Origin of the sequence: Pseudomonas sp. FDAARGOS_380 (assembly GCF_002591235.1) — a bacterium.
Classification (GTDB): Bacteria; Pseudomonadota; Gammaproteobacteria; order Pseudomonadales; family Pseudomonadaceae; genus Aquipseudomonas; species Aquipseudomonas salmasensis.
Genome location: NZ_CP023969.1, coordinates 1,569,502 through 1,589,784, shown reverse-complemented (window position 1 = coordinate 1,589,784; position 20,283 = coordinate 1,569,502). Strand labels below are relative to the sequence as shown.

The following is a 20,283-nucleotide window of genomic DNA, read 5'->3' as shown; positions in this document are numbered from 1 at the left end:
GGAAGGCCTATTAAATAAATCTGTCTCCTTTTGTTATAGCTCTGGTAAAACTGCGGGGGCGGACATGTCCATGACGGTCGCAGGAAAAGATGTATGCGGTTTCTGCAAAGGTGACATTGCTGCTGCCGCAGAAAAAGCTGAGTTGAAATCGCTCACCGTGAAAGCTATAGATGATAAAACGGGACTTCCGAGAAACTATTACTGGGAGACAGGCATGAAGTCCATTAAGGAGAAAATAGATGATAATTGGAGGGTATACACTTAATCCTGAACACGGTAGATTGCAAATCCCTCTTGTTCGCCAACCGTCCCTGGAAGATGTGAAGTCCATTATAAGCAAGTATAGAAAATTTGACGGTGTCGCTTCGTTGTCTATTTCACCGACGCCTGAATATGGACCGTATGAAATCAATCTTTACGCTGATTCTGGAAATTATCTTTTGATGCTAAATCAATACCTTAAAGATGGTGAGCACGTCGTGCGTACTCTTAATAATACGTCGATGGGGACAAGTTCAGTTGAGATTTTGGGCGACTATTACCCGGCGAGTTTCATAACTAGAGATATAGGTGTCGTTACTTCTTGTTTTCAAGAGTTTTTGAATTTTGGTGATGTGAGTTCGTTCGTCTTGAGTGCATAGAAATAATAAGAATGTAATAAAAGAGTAAAGGGGGGCAAATTTATTTTAATTCGAGATGGCGGTAAAGCCCTATTAAATAAATCTGTCCCCTTTTGTTCAATAGATATACTTAATGAGCCAAATATCAGAAATATTTCTGTAAGGGTGGCACGGTGATGACCACATATAAACTCGAATTTCGACATAGACCTAGTGTTTCAGAGTCTATCGAAGAGAGGCATAAAGATTTTTTGAGAGCTATAGGCGATTTGGGCGTTCCGTGGAATTTGAACGATGCCTTTGACGTCCCCCCTATTGGAAGCGAGTTGGTGACCTCGGTGTCATTGGATAAGCTACTTCCAGTCGGCGTTAAAGGTCGAATTTCATATGCTCTGCGAGATCAGAAGTATCTCCAAGATGATGCGCAGTTTGATGATACGCTATTTATTGAATTTAAAGACTCCAAAGTCGACTATTTATATTTGTTGAAGATTGTTTTTCCTGTTTATATAAAGGCGTTTGGCTCCTATCGCTCAGCTTTACATGATTGGAATGTTACGAGGAGCGATTGGCCTTTAGTGTTGGAAGCTTGTGATGCTACGAAAAAAGACGTTAACGGTAGGGATGGCGTTTTTCGTATAAATGCGGCGAATTATTTCGATAAGGAATTGTGTTTTCGCGCCTTTGGAAAAGGGTCGCGTGAACTTGTCGATTTGTTGAATGGTTATGTAGAAGAAGTGTGTGAGTTTGAAGAGGGGGTTTTGATTGTAATTAGTTATACTCCGCTTTCTGCCGACGAACTACTCAGTGCGGGTGATCGACTAAAGAGCTTAGTGGTTTGATTTTTTTGTCTGGTCAAATTGGTTGATATATTACAGTTTTGATTAGGCTTGGTTGAGTTGGTGTAAAGGTTCTGTTTTGGTAGTTCTTTAACAAAATGGTTTCTTGTAAGTCGGTCGGGCAGTTATGAGTTAACTGCCCAGATTCTGCTTTAGATCTTCGCGTTTAATTTTCGTCCAGTAATATCCAGCAGATCACACCCGTCCCTCAGCGGGATAGCCAGAAATAGCGCAAGAACATGCAACATAATCGCACAATTGCTGATCTTCTCCCTAAATGCCAGTTATTAAATAGAACTGTCCCCTTTTCATTCGCGATGGTGAGAAGGTCGGAATTAAGGTGGTGAACTAATGGCTAGGTTTAGAGAAATTATATATTTGTCTTATTCGCAATTTTGCGTGTTTTTGAGTTCGCTTGATCAGCCGTACAATGATTGGAGTGTTCGTGGTTATGCGCAAGGATTTGCGTGGAGGTTAGGGAGTGTCTCTTTTAGAGCTTTGGTTGACGAAGGGTACCATATAATTAGCCTTTTCATTAACGAACAAGTGCCCGCTATAAGCGCAGACGTGGTTCGGGCCTTTAAAGTTCCCTTCTCGGTGATAGATAGAAATATTGAGGTTGGTAGTATTTCGAGTACGGTTCCTCTAGAACTGCCTGAAGGAGATTATTCTCTTCAGGTCGCATTTATAAGACCCTCCTCAAGTGGAGTGTATGAAATAAATGTCCATTTGAATTTAGGGGGCTGCGATTTTGAGGTGTTGAGAGCTGACGCCGAAATTGACGAGCAAGGTGAGTTTGATATCGATGCGGTTCCTGCGAAATAAAATTTCGGAGAAATGGGGGCGGATTTATTTTAATTCGAGATAGCGGTAATAAAGCTTATTAAATAAATCTGTCCCCCTTTTGTTCAAAAAAGGAGCTGAATAGTGCATTCCGTACCGCTAGAACATGAGAAGCAAAAATTGATTTTCTACGTGGCTCAGGACTTAGATCAGTCTATTAGATCTCATGTGCAGCAGCTTGTGAATGAGTTCGCCGCGTCAAGAAAATGGAGCATTGCCCCGCCAACCTTTATTGACGCGATAGACGAAGGGGGCGCGGAAGTAGTGGGTGGAATGTTGGAGATTTATTCAGCGCTGCAACCAAGCATACTCTCCGTTGATATGGATTCGAAAAATCTAGATGAAGTAGAAGAAATAATCTGCACTGTAAAAAAGTTATCTGAAAAACAAAATATTTCTTTTGAATTTCAACTGGATACAACTTATGTTGGCGCCATTGATGATGGTGTTATTGATCGAATCTTGCTGGAAGGACTGCTCGTCCCGTGGCGAAATCATATCAAAGGGAAAAGTTGAGCTGGTGCAAAGATAAGAAAAGGGCATAGATTTATTTTGATTCGAGATCGCATAAAAACCAATCAATGGTTGAAGGGAGCCATACATAATGACTGATGAAACAAAAAAGGGATTTTGGCGTTGGGGTTTTGCATTGTTGTTTGTTGGTATAGCGGCGGTCTTGATAAAACAAGCAACAGAAGAAACGCCTGAGCCTAGCAAACCAACCTTCCTTAGTGACTTGATAATCGTCACCGCGAGGACGCACGCGCGTAATTGGAAGGTTGACAAAAATACAGAGCTTGTTCGTATGGAGGCGACTAATAGTCATACTATAACGGTTTATTATTCTTTATTGAATTATGATTCTGATGTTTCTAGTTTTAACTTGGAAGCTACCAAATCAGCAGTTGTAAATATTTTTTGTGATCCCAAAAATTTTGAAAAACAATCCATTTTTTCGCTGGGCGGTACTTACGTTTATGTTTTTGGTAGCAAAAATGTAAAAGAAATTGGCCGATTTGAATTTAACAAAAAGAATTGTGAAGGTTCTTTGTAAACGCTTGGTCATCAAGGCGGAGCAGTGCGAAAGGGCAGGTTTATTTAGCCTTTACCCTCCCCGCACGAGGCCAAAGCGGGCGACACAAAGGCCGCCCGGTTTTCACTCAGGACGGATCGGCATTAAGCCTGCGACTGATGACATCCAGCAAATCACACCCATCACGCAGCGGAATGGCCAGCAAGTGGGCGAAGTCTGAAAGTACTACGGCATCGCTGCTGAGTTGTTCGCGGAAGGCCAGGTTTTCCAGCAGTTGGGTGACGGCCCGAATGCGGTGCACGGCGGCGTCGTGAAGGACGTCGAGAGGTGCCTGGGTGTCGATGATCAGGGCTGGGACGGTGCAGTCGTGGCCGGTTAGGGGCATGTATCTATTCATGGTACAACCTCGGTCAGTAAGTGAGGCTGTCACTTGTCGTCGCCAAACGAATGGGTGACAGCTGTACGCAGGTTGGCGAACCGGGACCGAGTTCCGGCAGACCCGAAGGTCTCCCGCGCACAGCTGCCATAAAGCAGCAATGCGGGTACGGAAGCCCCTGCAAGCAAGCAGAAAGCTTTCGCATACGGTCAACGGATCGCCAAATCCGATCGCCCTGTTGGGCGACGGCCGGACTATAAGCCCCTGACCCAAATCCGCGCAAGGCATCACAGCAATGGCACAATGCCTCGCGCCATGCCACTCATTGCCGACACAACGGCGATGACCAACGCATCAAAAAATGAGATCGCGCCATCATCGGCACTCTCAAAACCGCTCCACCGTTACCCACAAGGAAGAAATACATGATCAAGTTGTTCTGCAAAGCCGCTGTTGTTCTGTCCCTTGCCACGCTGTTTGGCTGTTCCTCTACGCCGTCGGTGGAGAAGATGCAGGCTGACGTGGCGAACTATTCGCTGCCCAAGGCTGCCGTGGCTGATAAAGGCCTGGTGTACGTCGTGCGCCCGAGCAACGTAGGGATGTTGGTGCGGTTCAACGTGTTCCTGGATGACAAGGAAGCCGACTCGGAGATGGGTTACAACCGTGGTAACCAGTACATCTATTTTTTCGTGACGCCGGGCAAGCACGTGATCAGCTCCAAGGCTGAAAACTGGGCGGATATGCCGATTGATGTAAAGGCGGGCGAGGTGGTTTACCTCAAGCAGGAAGTCGAAATGGGCTTCGCCGTGGCGCGTAACAGCCTCAAAGCGCTGAGCGAAGTCGAAGGCCGTTATCTGGTCAAGGATGCGTCCTTGGGCACCATTGCCAAAGAAAGCAAATGAGTTGAGCCAGTGTGTCGGCAGGGTCCAGGCCCTGCCGGCTTCTCGTATTCACTGCAAACATTAAAGGACTGATGTGAAAAACCTCCTCCTCATTCTCTTCACCACCCTCATCCTCGGCGGCTGCGTCAGCCACCCCCTCACTCCCGAAAACCGCGCGCAGATCAAGACCGTCAAAGTCCTGCCCGTGAAGTGGGAAAAGAACATGGTGTACTTCGGCCGCGAACAGGCCTGGGGCGCGGCCCTGGGTGCCGGGGTTGGCGCGGGTGTTGGCATGGCTAGCGGGGCGTCCAAGCTGGGTACTGCGGCGTTGAGTGGCGCCGGGTTTGCCGGCGGCATGAAGCTTGGGCAGTTGGCCGAGATGCCGACGCCGGTGGCTATTCTGACGGTGATGGAGGCGGAAAAACTCGATGTTGGCGTGTTGCTCAAGCAGGGCTTTGTCGATGAGTTGGGTAAGACTTCGACGCTCAAGGTGGTCGGCGACGATGAGCCGGCTGATGCGCAGATTCAGCTGACCGTGTCTGAGTGGGGTTTTCGCCTGACCCAGGGTTTCAGCAGTGTGATTTATCCGACCCTTAACGTGTTAGCGCAGATGGATCGCGGCGATGAGATGATCTGGCGCACCTTTGAAGCGGTTACGCCGTTCAATGGTCAGAATGTCTATGGCTACACCCCGTTGACCTATCGCACTGACCCTGAAGCCTTGCGCCGGGCGTTGACCGGGATTACGCAGATTTCTGCGCAGTACCTGGTGAAGGAGCTCAAGTAGGGCTGTGCGAAGGCTGGCGGCTGTTGGTGTAATGCCAGTCAGTTAAGGATTTTTTTGTAGGAGCGAGCTTGCTCGCGAAAAACCTACAGGCGCCGCGTTCATTCAGAAAGCACGCGTTATCGTTGACGTTTTTCGCGAGCAAGCTCGCTCCTACAGTAGACGTGTGCTTATGAAGGCCGTGTGTCGGTTGCTGTACTGGCGCTTTCGCAGGCAAGCCAGCTACCACATTTGATCTTTGTTGCTTTGAGTATTGCGGTCGGCAGGAGGGTAAGCCTCCCACCTATGGCCGAAACAACTTGAGAACCGCTCTCAACCCCGTAAAATGCCGCAGCCGTTGCATCACCGTCTTTCAGGGAAGAATCCAGGCCAGCGCGTTTTCAGGCTGCCTTTCTCCTTGGAAAACCCAGCAACGCTGATTTCCTCACCCAAGGAGCACCCTGTGAAGACACTGTCCAAAATCCTGCTGTCGGGCCTCACCGCCGCGGCGCTGTTGACCGTGGCCGGTTGCGCCACCGAGAGCAACCGCGCGATGCCGGTGGAGCAAGTCGCCAGCGCCCACCTGGCCTATTCCGGCGTGCGTGTGCCGATTGCCGTGGGTAAGTTCGATAACCGCTCCAGCTACATGCGCGGCATCTTCTCCGATGGCGTTGACCGTCTCGGCGGCCAGGCCAAGACCATCCTCATCACCCACTTGCAGCAGACCAACCGCTTCAGCGTGCTGGACCGCGACAACATGGGCGAAATCTCCCAGGAAGCCAAAATCAAAGGCACCGTGCAGAAGCTCAAGGGCGCTGACTATGTGGTGACTGGCGATGTGACCGAGTTCGGCCGCAAAGAAACCGGCGACCGCCAGCTGTTCGGCATTCTCGGCCGTGGCAAGACCCAAGTGGCCTACGCCAAAGTCGCGTTGAATATCGTCAACATCAACACCTCTGAAGTGGTGTATTCCACCCAGGGCGCCGGTGAGTACGCGCTGTCCAACCGTGAAGTGATCGGCTTCGGCGGCACCGCCAGCTATGACTCCACCCTCAATGGCAAGGTGCTGGACCTGGCCATGCGCGAAGCGATCAACCGCCTGGTCGACGGCATCAATGCCGGCGCCTGGAACCCGCGTAACTGATCAGCCATACCACAAGGAGCAGTACACGGATGAGCAAGGCAGTGAAATTGGCGCTGACGTTGGCAGCAGTCGCAACGGTAGCCGGGTGCCAGACGGCGCCCCAGCCCCTGTATCAATGGGAGAGCTACCAGCCGCAGGTTTACGAGTACTTCAAGGGCGAGCCCAAGGAAGCGCAGGTGGAAGCACTGGAGCGCGATCTGCAGAAGATCAACGCCAGTGGCCGCAAGGCGCCGCCGGGTTACCACGCGCACCTGGGCATGCTGTACATGAACATGGGCAAGGATGACCAGATGGTGCAGGAGTTTCGCACCGAGAAGGCGCTGTTCCCTGAGTCTGCTGCGTACATGGACTTTCTGTTGAAAAACGCCAAAGCCGGAGTCGCCACCAAATGAGCCTGTTAAAACTCACCGGCGCCTTGCTGGCCCTGGCGTTGCTCGGCGGTTGCGCCGCACCCAAGACGGTTGATTATTCGGCGTACAAACAGGCGCGGCCCAAGTCGATCCTGGTACTGCCGCCGATCAATGAATCGCCGGAAGTGCAGGCGTCCTACAGCCTGGTGTCGCAAGTCACCTACCCGCTGGCCGAAGCCGGCTACTACGTGTTGCCGATTGCCCTGGTGGACGAAACCTTCCGCCAGAACGGCCTCACCACCGCCAACGATATCCAGGCCGTACAACCGGCCAAGCTGCATGACATCTTTGGCGCGGACGCGGCGCTGTACATCACCATCAGCGAGTACGGCACCCAGTACATGCTGATCTCCAGCGACACCTCGGTGACGGCCTCGGCCAAACTGGTGGACCTGCGCACCGGCACCACCTTGTGGACCGGTTCGGCGCGCGCGTCGAGCGAGGAGGGCAACAACAACGGCGGCGGCCTGGTGGGCATGCTGATCACGGCGGCGGTCAAGCAGGTGATTAACAGCTCTACCGATGCGGCGCACCCGATTGCCGGTATCACCAGTGCACGGTTGCTGTCGGCGGGGCAACGCACCGGCATCTTGTACGGCCCGCGTAACCCGAAATACGGCACGGACTGATCAGCGGCAACCGGTAAACCGCGTCACCTCTGACGACGGTGCTGTTGGATCAAGTCGATGCGGGTGGCCGTGCCCATGGAGTCGCGTTGCCCGTTCACGTGGGTGCCGATGGAGCCGTTGTGCAAGGCAACGATTTCGCCGGTGTCGACGCTGATCAGCGGTGAACCGGAAGTGCCGGGTTTCTTGAAGGCATCGTGGTAGACCGTGCCCTGATAACCGCTGTCCTGGTCGTATCTCTTGAGAGTGGTGGGTTGGCCCTCGGCATTCAGAAATGAAATGCCGAGGGCCTCTTGCCCATGGTTGGGCATAAAGACTTTCTGCCCAGGCGATGCTTGGGGGCCGGAGGCCAACTTGAGTGGCCGGAACTGCTCGGCCAAGGCTTTTTTCTCGCCGGCGGGCAAGTCGACACGCAGCTCGGCGTAGTCCAACCGTGCGTCGCCACTGAGCGGGTTGGGGTCCAGCGGCACTTTGCGCTCTACCTTCATCCGGCCAGTACTGTCTTGCTCATACCCCAGCCAAAGCTCGAGCTTGCTGCCTTTGGCCAGCGCGTCGCGCACATGTTGGTTGGTCAGCACGCTGTTGCCATCGTTGATCAGCGAGCCGGTGCCCAACGAACGGGTATGCACGCGTTCGTAGCCCCATGAGTCACGTGTAATGCTCACTTCGCGAATCGTGCCCACGGCCCTGGCGGCGGTATGCATCGGCGTGCCCTTAAGGGATGCGTTGGCGTAGTTCTGCAAGGAGAACGGTGCCTGTTGCGGCGCGGATGTTGGCGTGGTGTGGGGCTTGTACGGTGCCACATCCGCTGGCGACGGCGGCCGCGGGGTTGGCGGTTCAGGCGTAACCCGGGCGGGTGGGGTTGGCATACGGTTCGGTTGGGAGGCTCGGCTGATCACGTCGTCTGGCTTGATTGGCCCTTGGCTCTTGATATACAGGTCGGCTTGGCCCGAGCCGTTCAGGTCAATGGCCAGGCTGTGCTGGCGCGTGTTCGGGTCATAACCGAGCAACGCCTCGCCCGGCCGGCCGCTGAAACGGCGCACAAACTGCAGGTCCTTGATACCGGCGGCCTGCAGCGCGTTGGACACATCGATCTTGTCCTGCCCACTGGTGAAATCGGTGATCAGGTCGGGGTGCTGTTGGGTCGACTCGCTGGCGTTGTTATACACAAACGTATCCTTGCCCAGCCCACCGGTAAGGGTGTCCTGGCCCAGGCCACCGGTCAGGCGGTTATCAGCGTGGTTACCGATAAGTCGATCTGCGCCCGTGCCGCCGATGGCATTTTCCAGGGTCACGCCTTTGGCAATGGAGACGTTGCCTTTCATGCCACCGACATCGGAGAAGTGTTCAGCCTTCAAGTTGATGGTCTGGTCCTGATGAAACTGCGAGAAATCCAGGGTGTCGTTGCCGCCCCCATCCCACACGCTGAACACGGGCGCGTCGTCCGCTGAGTTGAGGCTGAGGAAGTCACGCCCGGTATTGGAGTTGAAGCCGTAGACCGTGTCGGTGTCGCGGGTTTTGTAATTGGCACCGTAGAGCTTTTGGATGGCCGTAATGTCGTCCATCAGCGGCGCGCTGGCATAGTGGGTTTGGCCGCTCTTGTTGTGGTCATGGCCCAGGTGGCCGGCCCACCAGTAACTCATTAGGCTGTAGGCGCGATTGTCCTCGGCGTAGCTGGCATTTTCAGCGTAGCTGCCGCCGTTGTTGTATTTGCCAGGATGCATGAGCCCCAGGGTATGGCCGATCTCATGGACTAGCAGAGACCGGCTGAAACTACCGTGAGTGAAGGGGCGATTGTTGCCGCCTGAGGCGAACCAGGCTTGTGTGCCGTCGCTATAAATGCCCGGATAAGACGCATACCCTGCCAGGCCGGTCTGCGGGTCATTGCCCAGTAAAATTTGCCCTTTGAGATCGGGCGCATTTTCGGTGAAGGACACATTGGCGACATCTGCCCAAGACTGCATGGCGCGCCTGGCCTGTTCTTTTTGAGAGTGGGAGAACTCACTAGCGCCGCTGGGTGTGTTGTAAGTGCCTTGGGAGGGTGTGAAAAAGCGATAGCCGATAGGTGTGGTGCTGTCCTGGTTTCGCTCTTTCCAACGATAGCCGGTTCGGGTGATTTGCTCTGCCGCTTGCTCAGTGGTGTAGGACGGCTTGTCTGAAGCGGCCCCTGCATAGCTGGGCCGTTCGACGAGAGGCTCATAGCGGTTTGTGGGGTTGTGCCTTACAGAGTTCATCGCGTTTTCCCTGATTTAAAAGCCTCCAAAGCACTCAAGAAACAGATTGTCCTGATAGGGAGGCGAACCCTCGATATGTGGTTAGTGGTGAAAACGGGTTCAGCCGGTTGTGTCTCTAAGTGTGACGCAGCGACCGGAGGCAGAAGTAACCGTGTTTAACCCGTACGGGTGTGGCGTTACGTCTGAGCTGTTGAACGGATCATTCATTCCCGAGGTTCAGCCCATGTCCCGCCCGCTGCTCTTGCTGCGTCCTGCTGCCCAATCTTTTGCCATAACGCTGCTGGTGGCGCTCGGCGGTTGTGGATTGCCGTCCTCCCCCGAGGTCGGCAAGCCCGTCGCTGAGTTACAAAGTGCGCCGGCCCAGGGCGCTCTGGTCAAACGTAGTGCGATGCCTGCACCGATGATGGTGCGGGAGATGGCAACCCTGGCTGAGCGCAGCGAACCCCGCGAGCAATACGCCAACCTGCCCGACAACCCCGTGCACCGCGTCGCCGAAACCCCGGTCTCCACCTTCAGCGTGGATGTCGACACGGGCAGCTACGCCAACGTACGGCGTTTCCTCAACCAAGGCCGCCTGCCGCCCGAAGGCGCGGTGCGATTGGAGGAAATGGTCAACTACTTCCCCTACCACTACGCCCTGCCCACCGACGGCTTACCCTTTGGCGTCACTACCGAAGTGGCCGCCACACCATGGAACCCGCGCACCAAACTGCTGCGCATCGGCATCAAGGCCTCCGATAAAACCGTGGCCGAACTGGCGCCTGCCAACCTGGTGTTCCTGGTGGACGTGTCCGGCTCCATGGACCGTCGCGAAGGCTTGCCGCTGGTCAAAAGCACGCTGAAACTATTGGTGGATCAACTGCGTGATCAGGACCGCGTGTCACTGGTGGTCTACGCCGGTGAATCCCGCGTGGTGCTCAAGCCCACCTCCGGGCATGACAAAGCCAAGATCCGCAACGCCATCGACCAACTCACCGCCGGCGGCTCCACGGCGGGCGCGTCCGGCATCGAACTGGCCTACCAGATGGCCCGCGAAGGCTTTATCGGCAACGGCATCAACCGCATCCTGCTGGCCACCGACGGCGACTTCAACGTGGGCATCAGCGACTTCGACAGCCTCAAGCAAATGGCCGTGGTCCAGCGCAAAAGCGGCGTATCCCTGACTACCCTCGGCTTTGGTGTGGACAACTACAACGAACACTTGATGGAACAACTGGCCGACGCGGGCGATGGCAACTACGCCTACATCGACAACCTGCGCGAAGCGCGTAAAGTGCTGGTGGAGCAACTCAGTTCCACCCTGGCCGTAGTGGCGCGGGATGTGAAACTGCAGGTGGAATTCAACCCGGCCCAGGTCAGCGAATACCGCCTGCTGGGCTATGAAAACCGCGCCCTGAAGCGTGAGGATTTCAACAACGACAAGGTCGATGCCGGCGAGATTGGCGCAGGGCACACGATGACCGCGCTGTATGAAATCGTGCCCAAGGGCGAGAAGGGCTGGTTGGAGCCTCTGCGATATGCCGCGGCGCCTGCGACCGAAGGCAAATCCGATGAGCTGGCGATGTTACGGGTGCGCTATAAGCCCGCTGCGGGCGGTAACAGCCAGTTGATCGAACGCCCCATCGCCAATCAGGCTACCCCGGCCAGCGACGACCTGCGCTTCTCGTCTGCCGTCGCCGCCTTCGCCCAACAGCTCAAGGGCGATGGCCGCTACACTGGCACCATGAGTTTGCAAGACACCGCCAAACTGGCGCGCTCGGCCCGCGGCGATGACCCCTTCGGGCTGCGCAACGAATTCGTGCAACTGGTGGAGTTGGCCCAAAGCCTCAAACCCTGATCTCGCTCACAACCGAGATCAAATGTGGGAGGGGGCTTGCTGCTAAAGCTTTTTGTAGGAGCGAGCTTGCTCGCGAAAAACTCACACGCACCGCGTTTATCCAGCAAGCACGCGTTATCGTTGACGTTCTTCGCGAGCAAGCTCGCTCCTACAGTAATCCTGTTTCGGCTGACCAAAAGGAGTTCGCCCACGATATGGACGTTCCAGATGACTCACCCAGCGACGAATCGCTGCTGGCCCGCTACCGAACCGGTGACGCTGCCGCCTTCGAAGCCTTGTACGCGCGCCATCGCCAGGGCCTGTACCGCTTCCTCGTGTCCCTGTGCAACAAAGCCGAACTGGCCGAAGAAATCTACCAGGACACCTGGCTCAGCCTCATCCGCAGCACCACCCAGCCACAAGGCCGGGCGAGTTTTCGTACCTGGTTGTTCCAGATCGCCCGCAACCGCCTGATCGACCACTGGCGCAAGCACGGCATCCACAACCCCCTGCATGACAGCTACGATGAACAACTGCACGCCCAGGCCGACGACAGCGACGGCCCCGAACAACAGCTGAGCCTGAGCCGCGACCAGGCCCGCCTCGACGCGGCCCTGCAAGACCTGCCCGAAGACCAGCGCGAAGTCTTCCTGCTGCGCCTGCACGGCGAGCTCGAAGTACCGCAAATCGCCACCCTCACTGGCGCCCCGCTGGAAACCGTAAAAAGCCGCCTGCGTTACGCCCAGCAGAAACTGCGCCGCCTGCTGGCCGAGGAGATACTCGCATGAACGACTCCCGACACACCCCAGACGACGAGATGCTCCAGCACTTTCGTCAACACAGCACGGGCGAACCGCCCGCGTCCCTCGACGCCTTTATCCTTAACGCCGCCCGCCGCGAAGCGCCCAAGCCCGCGCCCAACCTGTGGCAGCGCTGGCTGCGTGCATGCCAGCAACCGCGCTGGCAAATGGCATTTGCCAGCCTGGCCGGTGTGGCGTTGCTGGTGGGCGTGATCACGCGCACCCCCGAGTTGGACCCGGTACACAACACACGTCTCGCTGCCCCGGCCGCGTTCTCCGCGCCTGCGCCGATGAGCGCGCCGCCCCGTGCCGAGTCCTACAGTGCCGAAATGAGCAGCGATGCCTTGCCCCAAGGCAAGCTGGCCAAGCGCGCTGCACCGCAACCCCTAGAACTTGGCTTGCAGGAAGTAGCGCGCCTGCGCGCGGCAGGGGATGAGGCCGCAGCGACGACCAAACTTGCCGAGTTGCAAAAGCGCTTCCCTGGGCAAAACCTGGAAGAACGCCTTAAAACCTTGCCGCCGCGCTGACCCCGTGGCGATGGTATCGCGCGATACCATCGCCGGCTTGGCGGCAACGGGTCATAAGCATATGAATTTATAGTCAGTAGCGGGGTGTGTAATTACTGCTAGTTTGCCTGGAGAGCTGCTGCCCCATACAAGGAGTTCCCATGTTTACAGCAGCATTGATCTACATCCTGGCGGTGATAAGCCCGGGCCCCAACTTCATCATTGTCAGCCGCTTCGCCTCGCTGGGCTCGGTGTCGACCGGCATCGGCGCGACCCTGGGCATCTGCACGGTCGGGGTGTTTTTCTCGACGATTTCGTTGCTGGGCCTGGCGGCTTTGTTGCACCAGTACCCGGCGTTTTCCAAAGTCGCCACGTTATGCGGTTCGGCGTACCTGCTGTACATCGCGTACAGCATCATCAAAAGCGTGCTGGCCAAGAACACCGGCACGGCCGAAAGCACCGCACCGGGCACGACCAGCTTCGCCAAGGCCTACCGCGTGGGGGTGATCACCAATATCAGCAACATGAAAACCATCGCTTTCATGATCAGTATCTATGCCGGCTTTCTCTCGGTGCCGCGCTCGGAGATCGACAAAGTGCTGGTGGTGATGCTGTGCTCGACCCTGGAAGTCATCTGGTATTCAGTGGTGGCGCTGCTGTTCGGCCAAGGTCCGGTCAAGGCGCTGTTCCTCAAGTACACCCGGCAGATCGACGTCGGGCTGGCCGTATTTCTGGTGGCGTTCTCACTGAACAACGCCATTCCTGTGCTGATCGCCAGTCGATGAGGTTGGGCTATGAAATATATGGCTTAAGGATGCGTTTCAAGCCTCGCCGTGAGCCCGGTACCAGGCCACCGTGTCCGTGAGGGTCTGCTCCAACCCGCGAAAACTCAGCCCCAGTTCCTCTTCACTTTTACGGTGGTCAAAGCGGGTACGGTGCTCCTCGCGTATCAACAGCCGCAACGTCGCCAGGCTCAGCAAGATAGGCTTTCCACTCAGGTACGCGTAGGCCTCTTGCACCGCTGCCAACAGGTACAGCGCGGGCAGCGGCAGTTGGCGCGAGGGCACCTTGACCCCAGCAATACGCCCCAGCACCGGCATCAGCTGGCGCATGGTCAAGTTGCGACCGGCCGCGAGATAACGCTCGCCCCGTCGCCCGCTTTGGGCGGCAGCAATGTGCGCCCAGGCCACATCGCGGGCATCGACCAGAGAAAAGGTGCCCGGAATCAGCCCCGGCAACTTGCCGTTGATAACGTCCCTCACCAACTGCCCCGAAGACGTCGGCCCACGGTCACCCGGCCCCCACATCCAACCGGGCAAGACCATGCAGGCGTGCATCTGCGGATGGCTTTCAAGAAACCTCAACACCTCCCGCTCAGCCAGGATCTTGCTGCGGTAGTAGTCATCCGCATCGGCTTCGGCCCGCAGGCACGTCTCGTCGATCGGCGTACCGGGGGCACCGTCGAGCACGGCAATCGACGAGGTATGCACAAACCGTCGCACACCGGCGTCATACGCCTGTTGCAGCAGGGCCCGCGTACCGACGACATTGATCTTCTCCAATTCCTCCCAATGGCTGCCGCCCTTGTAGTTATCCCGAAAAAACGCCGCGCAGTGAAACACCGTATCGCAGCCTTGCAACGCTGCCGCGAAGGCATCCACATCCGCCATGTCCCCCACCACCTGTTCCACACCCGGCACATCGCCGAACTGCTGAGCGCCCTTGGCCGCCGAGCGCACCAGCGCCTTCACCGCATAACCCCGTGCGACCAGCTCCCGTACCAGGTTGTTGCCCAGCAAACCGGTGGCACCGGTCACAAAGGTGCTGCGCAAGCGATTGGGGTTCGTGTTCATACAGGCCATTCCATTTGTTGAGAAGGCCAGTAGATATACCCGCGAGCCCACGCCGTAAAAACAGCGCCTGCGGCATAATGGCTTTGCACATCTGCACACCAGGGAAGCGCGGAGATATGGCATTGCAGGCAAATTGGGACGATCTTCGACTGCTGCTGGCAGTCTCACGGCGCGGCAGCTTTTTACAGGCAGGCCAATTACTCGGTATCGCGGCGTCTACCGTCTCCCGCCGCCTCACCCAACTGGAAACTGCCCTGGGCGAACCACTGGTGGAACGCGGCGTAGAAGGCTGCCGGCTCACCTCCCGAGGCCAAGCCCTGGTAGACGTCGCCCTGGCAGCCGAATCCGGCCTGCGACGCCAGGCCCCCGTCGACGGCGCGCCAGCAATTCTCAGCGGCACCGTGCTGGTGAGCGCCGGCGAAGGCTTCTCTGCCAGCGTGCTCGAAGCCGCCAGCCGCTTCACAGCGCAGCACCCAGGCTGCTCCGTAGAACTGCAGGTCACCACCGACTTCCACAAAATCGTACGAGGCGTAGCCGATATAGCCATACGCACCGTACACCTGGGCGAACCCTCTTTGATCTACCGAGGGCTCGGCAAACTGGACTACGGGGTCTTTGCTACCGCCGAATACCTGCAACGTTTTCCTGCGCTAACTCCCGCCACTGCCGCCAGTATTGCCTTGCTGCCGCCGCTGGACCTGCTACCGCAAATGCGCGCCGCGAAAGCTGCGGGGCTCGACCATGCGCCCATCAGCGTGAGCTCGTTTGCCGTGCAGCTTGAATCGGTGAAGCGAGGGATGGGCGTGGCGGTGTTGCCGCGAATTCTGGCGACGGGGTTGAATGAGGTTTTCCAGGAGATAGAACTGCCGCCGATGGAGGTTTATTTGGTTACGCGGCCGCAGGCGTTGAAGCAGGGGCATATTCAGGGGTTTTTTGGGGTGTTGGAGGGGGTGTTGCGCGGTGAAATCTCAAGCCTGGAAAAGCAGCATTCCGGGAATTCATCAAGGCCTTCGTAATCCTCAACCCATCGGGATGTAGGCGCTTAGCCACTCGTAGCAACATCGAGTTGCGCGTGCAAGTGGCTCACAAAAAAGCCCCGGGTCTTAAGACCTCGGGTGTTTCATTCATGTCTGGCTCTACACTTCTGCGGCGATGGTGCTGGCGTCCTTTGACATTTCCAACACACCAATGCGTTCTTGCCATTCCCCGAATTTGACAGGTAGAAAGGACGCATTTGTAATGCGCAGCGCAGCTTCGGTGATATACCTCTACGGCATCAGCTGCATCTGCGACAAACCGTATTCCCCCAACGAATACAGCAACGTCCCATACCCCAGCTGGACGTAGCCAACCCTGTCAGCACCATAATCCCCGCCACCACCTTCCACTTGGACGTTATTTGCCATGGCCTGCACATTCGGTGCGCTGAGGCCCTTTCGCACGGCGTAGTGGTTGTAGAGCAGTTCCCATATCGGACGGGTTTCGCCGCGATGATCGGCCGAGATGACGGTCTGTTTGAAGCTGCTGTTGGGGATGGGGGTAAACGGCACCTCCTGGCCAAGGTTGTACTTGGCCACATACTCGGCGCCCTGCAGCACGCGATTGTTCTGGTAGCCGAACAGGTCGTTGCCCTGGTTCCAGGCCATTTGGCAGAAACTGCCGAGCAGGGCTATGTCGAGCATGGCGTGTGACTGATCACGTCCGCTTTCCTGGACTTGACCGAGGCCATCGCCGTAGAGCTTCCACACCGCGTGGGCGATGGCGCCGTTACCGGTGCCGTGCTTGAAGTAGTCGACGGCCTCGTTGTAGAGATCGCGGCGGTCGGTCAGTACGCCGATGGCCAGCATCGAGTTCATGTTGGCTAGGTCCCAGCTGGCCCCATGATGATCAGGCCGGGCGCCGTCGTGGTTCACCAGGAAGTCATGATTGATGGGGTAGAACACAGTGAGCATCATGCCTTGAAAACGCTGGAAATCTTCCGCCCGCCACTTTGGGTAGCTGCGCAGCAGTTCGGCCGCGTTGGCCAGTTGGTAGCCGTACAAGCCTGCCACCAAAGCTCTGCCGGGCTTGTCTTTGATCGCGGTGAGGGTCAAGGCCCACTGGTTCAAAATACTCACGGCCTTGTCGGCATACGCCGGGTTGTTGGAGATCTGCCAGCGCAGGGCCAGTGCATACGCGGCGGCTGCGTCGTTGAACAGAACACTGTCGTTATTCGGGCCGCCTGAAGTGGGGTACACCACCGGCATCGGGTTGGGCTGCCAGGCTAATGAGGCATGGGGATTGGCGATCAGCTTCTGCCAGCCGGCCAGCCACGGCTGGTTATAGTTGGCCAGCTTCTCGCGTATCCGCGTGAAGTCCTCCCGGGTCTGGAGCAGGCCAGGATGCACGAACGCTTCGGTATGCAGGGTGGGGGAGGCTTGACTGCCGATACTCATCAATAGCGCATAGAGCAGCACGGCTCTTTTGGACAGGTACTTCAAACGGATCATCGTGTGTACGCCCTGATGGGGAGAACCTTGCGCGGTCTGAAAAGCCATTCGCACAGGACCGGAATCTGCCCCAGGGATAGTCCAGATGAAGCCTGCATACCCGGGGCTTGTTGTCAAAACGTGTAGTTGATTGCAAACAGGCCCAAGCCAGCGGTTTCGCGCCTTACCAGCGGGCTGTCGCTGGCCTGGTCAGCGTATTGAGTCAGCGTCAGGCTGGCCAGCGTTGACCAGTGCGCGTCGAAGGTGTGCTGCCAGTTCAAGGCAGCGGAGTAGGCATAGATCCCGGCGTCGGCGGTGTACTTGCTGTAGATCGAGCGTTGGCTCTGAGCCTGGGTGACGCCGAAGAACGTCTGGTTGTAGCGGCTATCGCCGGCATGGGCGTCGATGGCCAGGCTCAGGGTGTCGCGGCTTGTGTGCAACAGTATGCCTTCCAGGCCAAAGCGGTAACGGTTGCCTCGGTGCTCGCCGGCCATGCGCAGTTCGGCTTCGCCGTTGACCGACAGCCAGTCAAGCAGTTGTTGGCTGAGGGTAAAGTCGGCGACGGTTGCGCCGTTGATATCGCCCATACCTCTGAGCTCGTCGCCGCCCGCGCCGGTAGTGCTGTCCTTCTCCTTGCGGCCCATGTCGTAATTGATCGCCGCGCTGGCGCCGAAGCCACTGTCGGATTGAAATTGCAGGCCCACGCCGCGAGTGGTGTCGGCGAACAACGCTCCGTGCTGGATGCTGAGCATCGGCAGTACGAGCGGACGGTAGCGGTTAGCACCCATGTAGCGAGGTGTGACACCCATGCCAAGGCCCAGGGTAACAGTGGTTTCATCGGCTGCCGGGCTAGCGTCGGCCGCCTGAGCCTGGGGCACGAGTGTGCAGCACAGCAGCGTGGCGGCGCCCAACAGGATGTTGCGGGTAGGGGGAGTGGTGAAGTTCATGGTCAAGCCCTTTGAGCGTAAAGAAGACAGCAGTGCGCCTGCCAACGCGCGATACCGTGCCGCCCTCGGATCGAGCTGTTCAGGCACGTTGATAGGCTTGGACAGCGAGGCGGTGATCGACATAGGATCGGCTCGCGAAAGCGGGCGTAGGGCAATACTGGCAGCGCACTTTCAATAAACGGTGCGTAAATTATCAAGGTTTCATCAAGAGGCTTCTTTGTGTCAGGAAAACGTATCCTCATCGTCGAAGACGACGCCGACAGCGCCAACATTCTCGAAGCCTACTTGCTCCGGGATGGCTATGAGGTGGCCCTGGCCGAAGACGGCCAGCGCGGTCTGGACCTGTACAAAAGCTGGCAGCCCGACCTGATCCTGCTCGACGTGATGCTGCCGCGCTTGAGCGGCACCGAGGTGTTATCCGCCGTTCGCCGTAGCAGTGACACGCCGGTCATCATGGTCACGGCCATGGGCGACGAACCGGAAAAGCTCGGTGCCTTGCGTTATGGCGCGGACGACTATGTGGTCAAGCCTTACAGCCCGCGCGAAGTGGTGGCGCGTGTGCACGCGGTGTTGCGGCGCACCACCGGCAACCAACCGGTGGAACACCTGCTGCGCCATGAAAACCTGCGGGTGGATCTTGTTGCGTTTACCGCAGCCATTGAGCAGGGCGAAGCACCACCGCAATGGCTGGACCTGACCCCAACGGAATTCAAGCTGCTGGTGACGTTGCTCAAGACGCCGTCCAAGGCCTTCACCCGTGATGAGTTGCTGGAAATCTGCCTGCCGGAAAGCGAAGCCCTGGCCCGCGTCGTCGACACCCACGTGCACAACCTGCGCCGCAAGCTGGAAAACCACGGCATCACCGGTGTTCTGGTCACGGTGCGCTCCATTGGCTATCGATTCAGGTAACGCACATGCTTGAGCAACCGCGGGTCAACGACAAACCCATGTGGCGCTGGATCGGCCTGCGCATGAGCTTGCTGGCGATCGGCGCGGTGGTGGTGATCTCGGTGTGCATGTGGATCAACGTCACACTGTCGGACTGGTATTTTGTGCAGCATCTGCCGCCGGGGCCGCGTGAGGAGCTGCTGGCGTTGCGCGCGGAGCCAGAGCTCAATGAGGCACGCTTGCGTCAAGTGGTTGCCCAGTACTATCCGCTGGACTATTTCCAGCCGGCTATCGCCAATCGCGACTGGCTGATACTGATCGGCCTGGTGCTGGCCGCGATCCCTATCATCATTGGCTTCGGCCTGTGGTTTTCGCGGCCCTTGTCCAGCCAGTTCTCGGCGATTGCCCAGGGCGCCCGGCGAGTCGCCGGCGGTGATTTCCTGACGCGCCTGCCGGTGCACCGCGACGCGCCCGACGAGCTGCAACGGCTGGTCAGCGACTTCAACAGCATGACCACGCAACTGGAGCGCTATGAGCGCGATGTGCGTGAATCCAGCGCGGTCATTGCCCACGAACTGCGCACACCCTTGAACGCCGCCATGGGGCGCGTGCAGGGTATGCTCGATGAGGTATTCCCCAGCGATGCCATGCAGTTGGGCATGGTCAAGCGTCAGCTCGATCAACTCAGAAAACTGGTGGATGACTTGCACCTGTTGTCGATGGCTCGTGCTGGTCGGCTGGTGCTGGAGTGCAGCGAGTTTTCTCTGGCGGCTCTGGTGGCGGAGCGGTTGGCGTGGTTCCAGCCGCAGTTGGATGAGGCTTGCGTGCTGACGCAGGTCAGTATTGCTGATGGGCTTCGTATGCACGCCGATCGTGATCGCCTGGGCCAGGTGATCAACATTCTGGTCGATAACTTGCTGCGTTATGCGGCCGGGGGAGGCGAGTTGAATATAACGGCGCGCCGGGTTCACGGTTCGGTAGTGATTGAAGTCGGTGACCGAGGGCCAGGTATCGAAGCCCAGCATCTGGACAGCGTGTTCGACCGCTTCTGGCGTGCAGAGCGCTCCAGGGCACGTTACTCGGGGGGGAGCGGGCTAGGCTTGTCCATCGCCCGTGCGATCTGCCAGGCCCATGGCGGTACCATTACTGCCCGCAATCTGGTCGAAGGCGGTACGCTGATCAGGGCGGAGGTTCCTGTGTAGGCGTTTCTTCGTTGCTTGAGACCGGCGCTCAAGG

23 protein-coding genes are annotated in these 20,283 nt (G+C 57.2%); 18 read left to right on the top strand and 5 right to left on the bottom strand.

The features are described from left to right. The first annotated feature begins 64 nt into the window (after nt 1-64). From CRN80_RS07590 to CRN80_RS07570, 6 genes are all read left to right on the top strand, one after another. On the top strand, nt 65-265 hold the full coding sequence (locus CRN80_RS07590) for a hypothetical protein (RefSeq protein WP_084570995.1): 201 nt from the start codon (nt 65-67) through the stop codon (nt 263-265). Next, complete coding sequence (locus tag CRN80_RS31190; protein WP_156995558.1) at nt 240-641, top strand: hypothetical protein; 402 nt, start codon at nt 240-242, stop codon at nt 639-641. Before CRN80_RS07590 ends, CRN80_RS31190 begins: the two co-directional genes overlap by 26 nt. Nucleotides 642-796: 155 nt before the next feature. Continuing rightward, nucleotides 797-1,462 carry a hypothetical protein gene (locus CRN80_RS07585; RefSeq protein WP_032894215.1) on the top strand — a complete coding sequence of 222 codons (666 nt, stop codon included), beginning with the start codon at nt 797-799 and terminating at the stop codon, nt 1,460-1,462. A gap of 348 nt (nt 1,463-1,810) precedes the next feature. Then, complete coding sequence (gene comJ, locus CRN80_RS07580; protein ID WP_098949885.1) at nt 1,811-2,284, top strand: competence protein ComJ; 474 nt, start codon at nt 1,811-1,813, stop codon at nt 2,282-2,284. Between the two features lie 102 nt (nt 2,285-2,386). Next, on the top strand, nt 2,387-2,818 hold the full coding sequence (locus CRN80_RS07575) for a hypothetical protein (protein ID WP_098949884.1): 432 nt from the start codon (nt 2,387-2,389) through the stop codon (nt 2,816-2,818). An 88-nt stretch (nt 2,819-2,906) separates the two neighbouring features. After that, nucleotides 2,907-3,356: a hypothetical protein gene (locus CRN80_RS07570; protein WP_169918256.1), complete on the top strand. Its 450-nt coding sequence runs from the start codon at nt 2,907-2,909 to the stop codon at nt 3,354-3,356. Nucleotides 3,357-3,462: 106 nt separating this feature from the next. Here CRN80_RS07570 and CRN80_RS07565 read toward each other — a convergent pair whose 3' ends face one another. After that, a complete protein-coding gene (locus tag CRN80_RS07565) occupies nt 3,463-3,720 on the bottom strand; it encodes a hypothetical protein (RefSeq protein WP_005783616.1) in 258 nt (85 codons plus the stop codon). 500 nt (nt 3,721-4,220) lie between these two features. On the opposite strand from CRN80_RS07565, the gene CRN80_RS07560 reads away from it, so the two are divergent. From CRN80_RS07560 to CRN80_RS07540, 5 genes are all read left to right on the top strand, one after another. Beyond that, complete coding sequence (locus tag CRN80_RS07560) at nt 4,221-4,613, top strand: DUF2846 domain-containing protein (protein WP_169913177.1); 393 nt, start codon at nt 4,221-4,223, stop codon at nt 4,611-4,613. A 73-nt stretch (nt 4,614-4,686) separates the two neighbouring features. Then, entirely contained in the window at nt 4,687-5,379 is a 693-nt protein-coding gene (locus CRN80_RS07555) for a hypothetical protein (protein ID WP_098949882.1), read from the top strand. A gap of 439 nt (nt 5,380-5,818) precedes the next feature. Continuing rightward, complete coding sequence (locus CRN80_RS07550) at nt 5,819-6,499, top strand: CsgG/HfaB family protein (RefSeq protein ID WP_054920387.1); 681 nt, start codon at nt 5,819-5,821, stop codon at nt 6,497-6,499. Nucleotides 6,500-6,528: 29 nt separating this feature from the next. Further along, the gene (locus CRN80_RS07545) at nt 6,529-6,891 is read left to right on the top strand and encodes a DUF4810 domain-containing protein (protein WP_003187504.1); all 363 of its coding nucleotides are present in this window, start codon (nt 6,529-6,531) and stop codon (nt 6,889-6,891) included. Then, nucleotides 6,888-7,538: a DUF799 domain-containing protein gene (locus CRN80_RS07540; protein ID WP_005783625.1), complete on the top strand. Its 651-nt coding sequence runs from the start codon at nt 6,888-6,890 to the stop codon at nt 7,536-7,538. Before CRN80_RS07545 ends, CRN80_RS07540 begins: the two co-directional genes overlap by 4 nt. A gap of 23 nt (nt 7,539-7,561) precedes the next feature. Here CRN80_RS07540 and CRN80_RS07535 read toward each other — a convergent pair whose 3' ends face one another. After that, on the bottom strand, nt 7,562-9,499 hold the full coding sequence (locus CRN80_RS07535; protein ID WP_169918257.1) for a M10 family metallopeptidase C-terminal domain-containing protein: 1,938 nt from the start codon (nt 9,497-9,499) through the stop codon (nt 7,562-7,564). Nucleotides 9,500-9,992: 493 nt separating this feature from the next. Here CRN80_RS07535 and CRN80_RS07530 point away from each other — a divergent pair, with 493 nt between their 5' ends. From CRN80_RS07530 to CRN80_RS07515, 4 genes are all read left to right on the top strand, one after another. Then, nucleotides 9,993-11,606, top strand: coding sequence for a VWA domain-containing protein (locus CRN80_RS07530; protein WP_098949880.1), 1,614 nt, complete (start codon nt 9,993-9,995; stop codon nt 11,604-11,606). A 194-nt stretch (nt 11,607-11,800) separates the two neighbouring features. Continuing rightward, nucleotides 11,801-12,373 (top strand): RNA polymerase sigma factor, encoded by a 573-nt coding sequence (locus CRN80_RS07525; protein ID WP_098949879.1) that lies wholly within the window; start codon nt 11,801-11,803, stop codon nt 12,371-12,373. After that, on the top strand, nt 12,370-12,912 hold the full coding sequence (locus CRN80_RS07520; RefSeq protein ID WP_098949878.1) for a hypothetical protein: 543 nt from the start codon (nt 12,370-12,372) through the stop codon (nt 12,910-12,912). The genes CRN80_RS07525 and CRN80_RS07520 overlap by 4 nt, the downstream gene beginning before the upstream one ends. 140 nt (nt 12,913-13,052) lie before the next feature. After that, complete coding sequence (locus CRN80_RS07515; protein WP_032894207.1) at nt 13,053-13,676, top strand: LysE family translocator; 624 nt, start codon at nt 13,053-13,055, stop codon at nt 13,674-13,676. Between the two features lie 36 nt (nt 13,677-13,712). Here CRN80_RS07515 and CRN80_RS07510 read toward each other — a convergent pair whose 3' ends face one another. After that, nucleotides 13,713-14,744 (bottom strand): SDR family oxidoreductase, encoded by a 1,032-nt coding sequence (locus CRN80_RS07510; RefSeq protein WP_098949877.1) that lies wholly within the window; start codon nt 14,742-14,744, stop codon nt 13,713-13,715. A 116-nt stretch (nt 14,745-14,860) separates the two neighbouring features. Here CRN80_RS07510 and CRN80_RS07505 point away from each other — a divergent pair, with 116 nt between their 5' ends. Next, nucleotides 14,861-15,760 carry a LysR family transcriptional regulator gene (locus CRN80_RS07505; RefSeq protein WP_098949876.1) on the top strand — a complete coding sequence of 300 codons (900 nt, stop codon included), beginning with the start codon at nt 14,861-14,863 and terminating at the stop codon, nt 15,758-15,760. Nucleotides 15,761-16,012: 252 nt separating this feature from the next. Here CRN80_RS07505 and CRN80_RS07500 read toward each other — a convergent pair whose 3' ends face one another. Together CRN80_RS07500 and CRN80_RS07495 are read right to left on the bottom strand one after the other, a co-directional pair. Then, nucleotides 16,013-17,233, bottom strand: a complete 1,221-nt coding sequence (locus CRN80_RS07500; RefSeq protein ID WP_032894204.1) for an alginate lyase family protein — start codon at nt 17,231-17,233, stop codon at nt 16,013-16,015. 113 nt (nt 17,234-17,346) lie between these two features. Further along, complete coding sequence (locus tag CRN80_RS07495; protein ID WP_098952580.1) at nt 17,347-18,159, bottom strand: MipA/OmpV family protein; 813 nt, start codon at nt 18,157-18,159, stop codon at nt 17,347-17,349. A gap of 219 nt (nt 18,160-18,378) precedes the next feature. On the opposite strand from CRN80_RS07495, the gene CRN80_RS07490 reads away from it, so the two are divergent. Beyond that, nucleotides 18,379-19,068 (top strand): response regulator, encoded by a 690-nt coding sequence (locus CRN80_RS07490; RefSeq protein WP_003187519.1) that lies wholly within the window; start codon nt 18,379-18,381, stop codon nt 19,066-19,068. Nucleotides 19,069-19,073: 5 nt separating this feature from the next. Beyond that, entirely contained in the window at nt 19,074-20,249 is a 1,176-nt protein-coding gene (locus CRN80_RS07485; RefSeq protein ID WP_032894203.1) for a cell wall metabolism sensor histidine kinase WalK, read from the top strand. Nucleotides 20,250-20,283 lie beyond the last annotated feature (34 nt).

What these genes read in the sequence shown, in the direction of transcription:
- CRN80_RS07500 (WP_032894204.1), bottom strand. Translation starts at nt 17,233, where the DNA reads ATGATCCGTTTGAAGTACCTGTCCAAAAGAGCCGTGCTGCTCTATGCG.
- CRN80_RS07565 (WP_005783616.1), bottom strand. Translation starts at nt 3,720, where the DNA reads ATGCCCCTAACCGGCCACGACTGCACCGTCCCAGCCCTGATCATCGAC.
- CRN80_RS07545 (WP_003187504.1), top strand. Translation starts at nt 6,529, where the DNA reads ATGAGCAAGGCAGTGAAATTGGCGCTGACGTTGGCAGCAGTCGCAACG.
- CRN80_RS07485 (WP_032894203.1), top strand. Translation starts at nt 19,074, where the DNA reads ATGCTTGAGCAACCGCGGGTCAACGACAAACCCATGTGGCGCTGGATC.
- CRN80_RS31190 (WP_156995558.1), top strand. Translation starts at nt 240, where the DNA reads ATGATAATTGGAGGGTATACACTTAATCCTGAACACGGTAGATTGCAA.
- CRN80_RS07525 (WP_098949879.1), top strand. Translation starts at nt 11,801, where the DNA reads ATGGACGTTCCAGATGACTCACCCAGCGACGAATCGCTGCTGGCCCGC.
- CRN80_RS07570 (WP_169918256.1), top strand. Translation starts at nt 2,907, where the DNA reads ATGACTGATGAAACAAAAAAGGGATTTTGGCGTTGGGGTTTTGCATTG.
- CRN80_RS07495 (WP_098952580.1), bottom strand. Translation starts at nt 18,159, where the DNA reads ATGAACTTCACCACTCCCCCTACCCGCAACATCCTGTTGGGCGCCGCC.
- CRN80_RS07560 (WP_169913177.1), top strand. Translation starts at nt 4,221, where the DNA reads ATGCAGGCTGACGTGGCGAACTATTCGCTGCCCAAGGCTGCCGTGGCT.
- CRN80_RS07585 (WP_032894215.1), top strand. Translation starts at nt 797, where the DNA reads ATGACCACATATAAACTCGAATTTCGACATAGACCTAGTGTTTCAGAG.
- CRN80_RS07505 (WP_098949876.1), top strand. Translation starts at nt 14,861, where the DNA reads ATGGCATTGCAGGCAAATTGGGACGATCTTCGACTGCTGCTGGCAGTC.
- CRN80_RS07590 (WP_084570995.1), top strand. Translation starts at nt 65, where the DNA reads ATGTCCATGACGGTCGCAGGAAAAGATGTATGCGGTTTCTGCAAAGGT.
- CRN80_RS07515 (WP_032894207.1), top strand. Translation starts at nt 13,053, where the DNA reads ATGTTTACAGCAGCATTGATCTACATCCTGGCGGTGATAAGCCCGGGC.
- CRN80_RS07540 (WP_005783625.1), top strand. Translation starts at nt 6,888, where the DNA reads ATGAGCCTGTTAAAACTCACCGGCGCCTTGCTGGCCCTGGCGTTGCTC.
- CRN80_RS07535 (WP_169918257.1), bottom strand. Translation starts at nt 9,499, where the DNA reads ATGCAGTCTTGGGCAGATGTCGCCAATGTGTCCTTCACCGAAAATGCG.
- CRN80_RS07520 (WP_098949878.1), top strand. Translation starts at nt 12,370, where the DNA reads ATGAACGACTCCCGACACACCCCAGACGACGAGATGCTCCAGCACTTT.
- CRN80_RS07530 (WP_098949880.1), top strand. Translation starts at nt 9,993, where the DNA reads ATGTCCCGCCCGCTGCTCTTGCTGCGTCCTGCTGCCCAATCTTTTGCC.
- comJ (WP_098949885.1), top strand. Translation starts at nt 1,811, where the DNA reads ATGGCTAGGTTTAGAGAAATTATATATTTGTCTTATTCGCAATTTTGC.
- CRN80_RS07510 (WP_098949877.1), bottom strand. Translation starts at nt 14,744, where the DNA reads ATGAACACGAACCCCAATCGCTTGCGCAGCACCTTTGTGACCGGTGCC.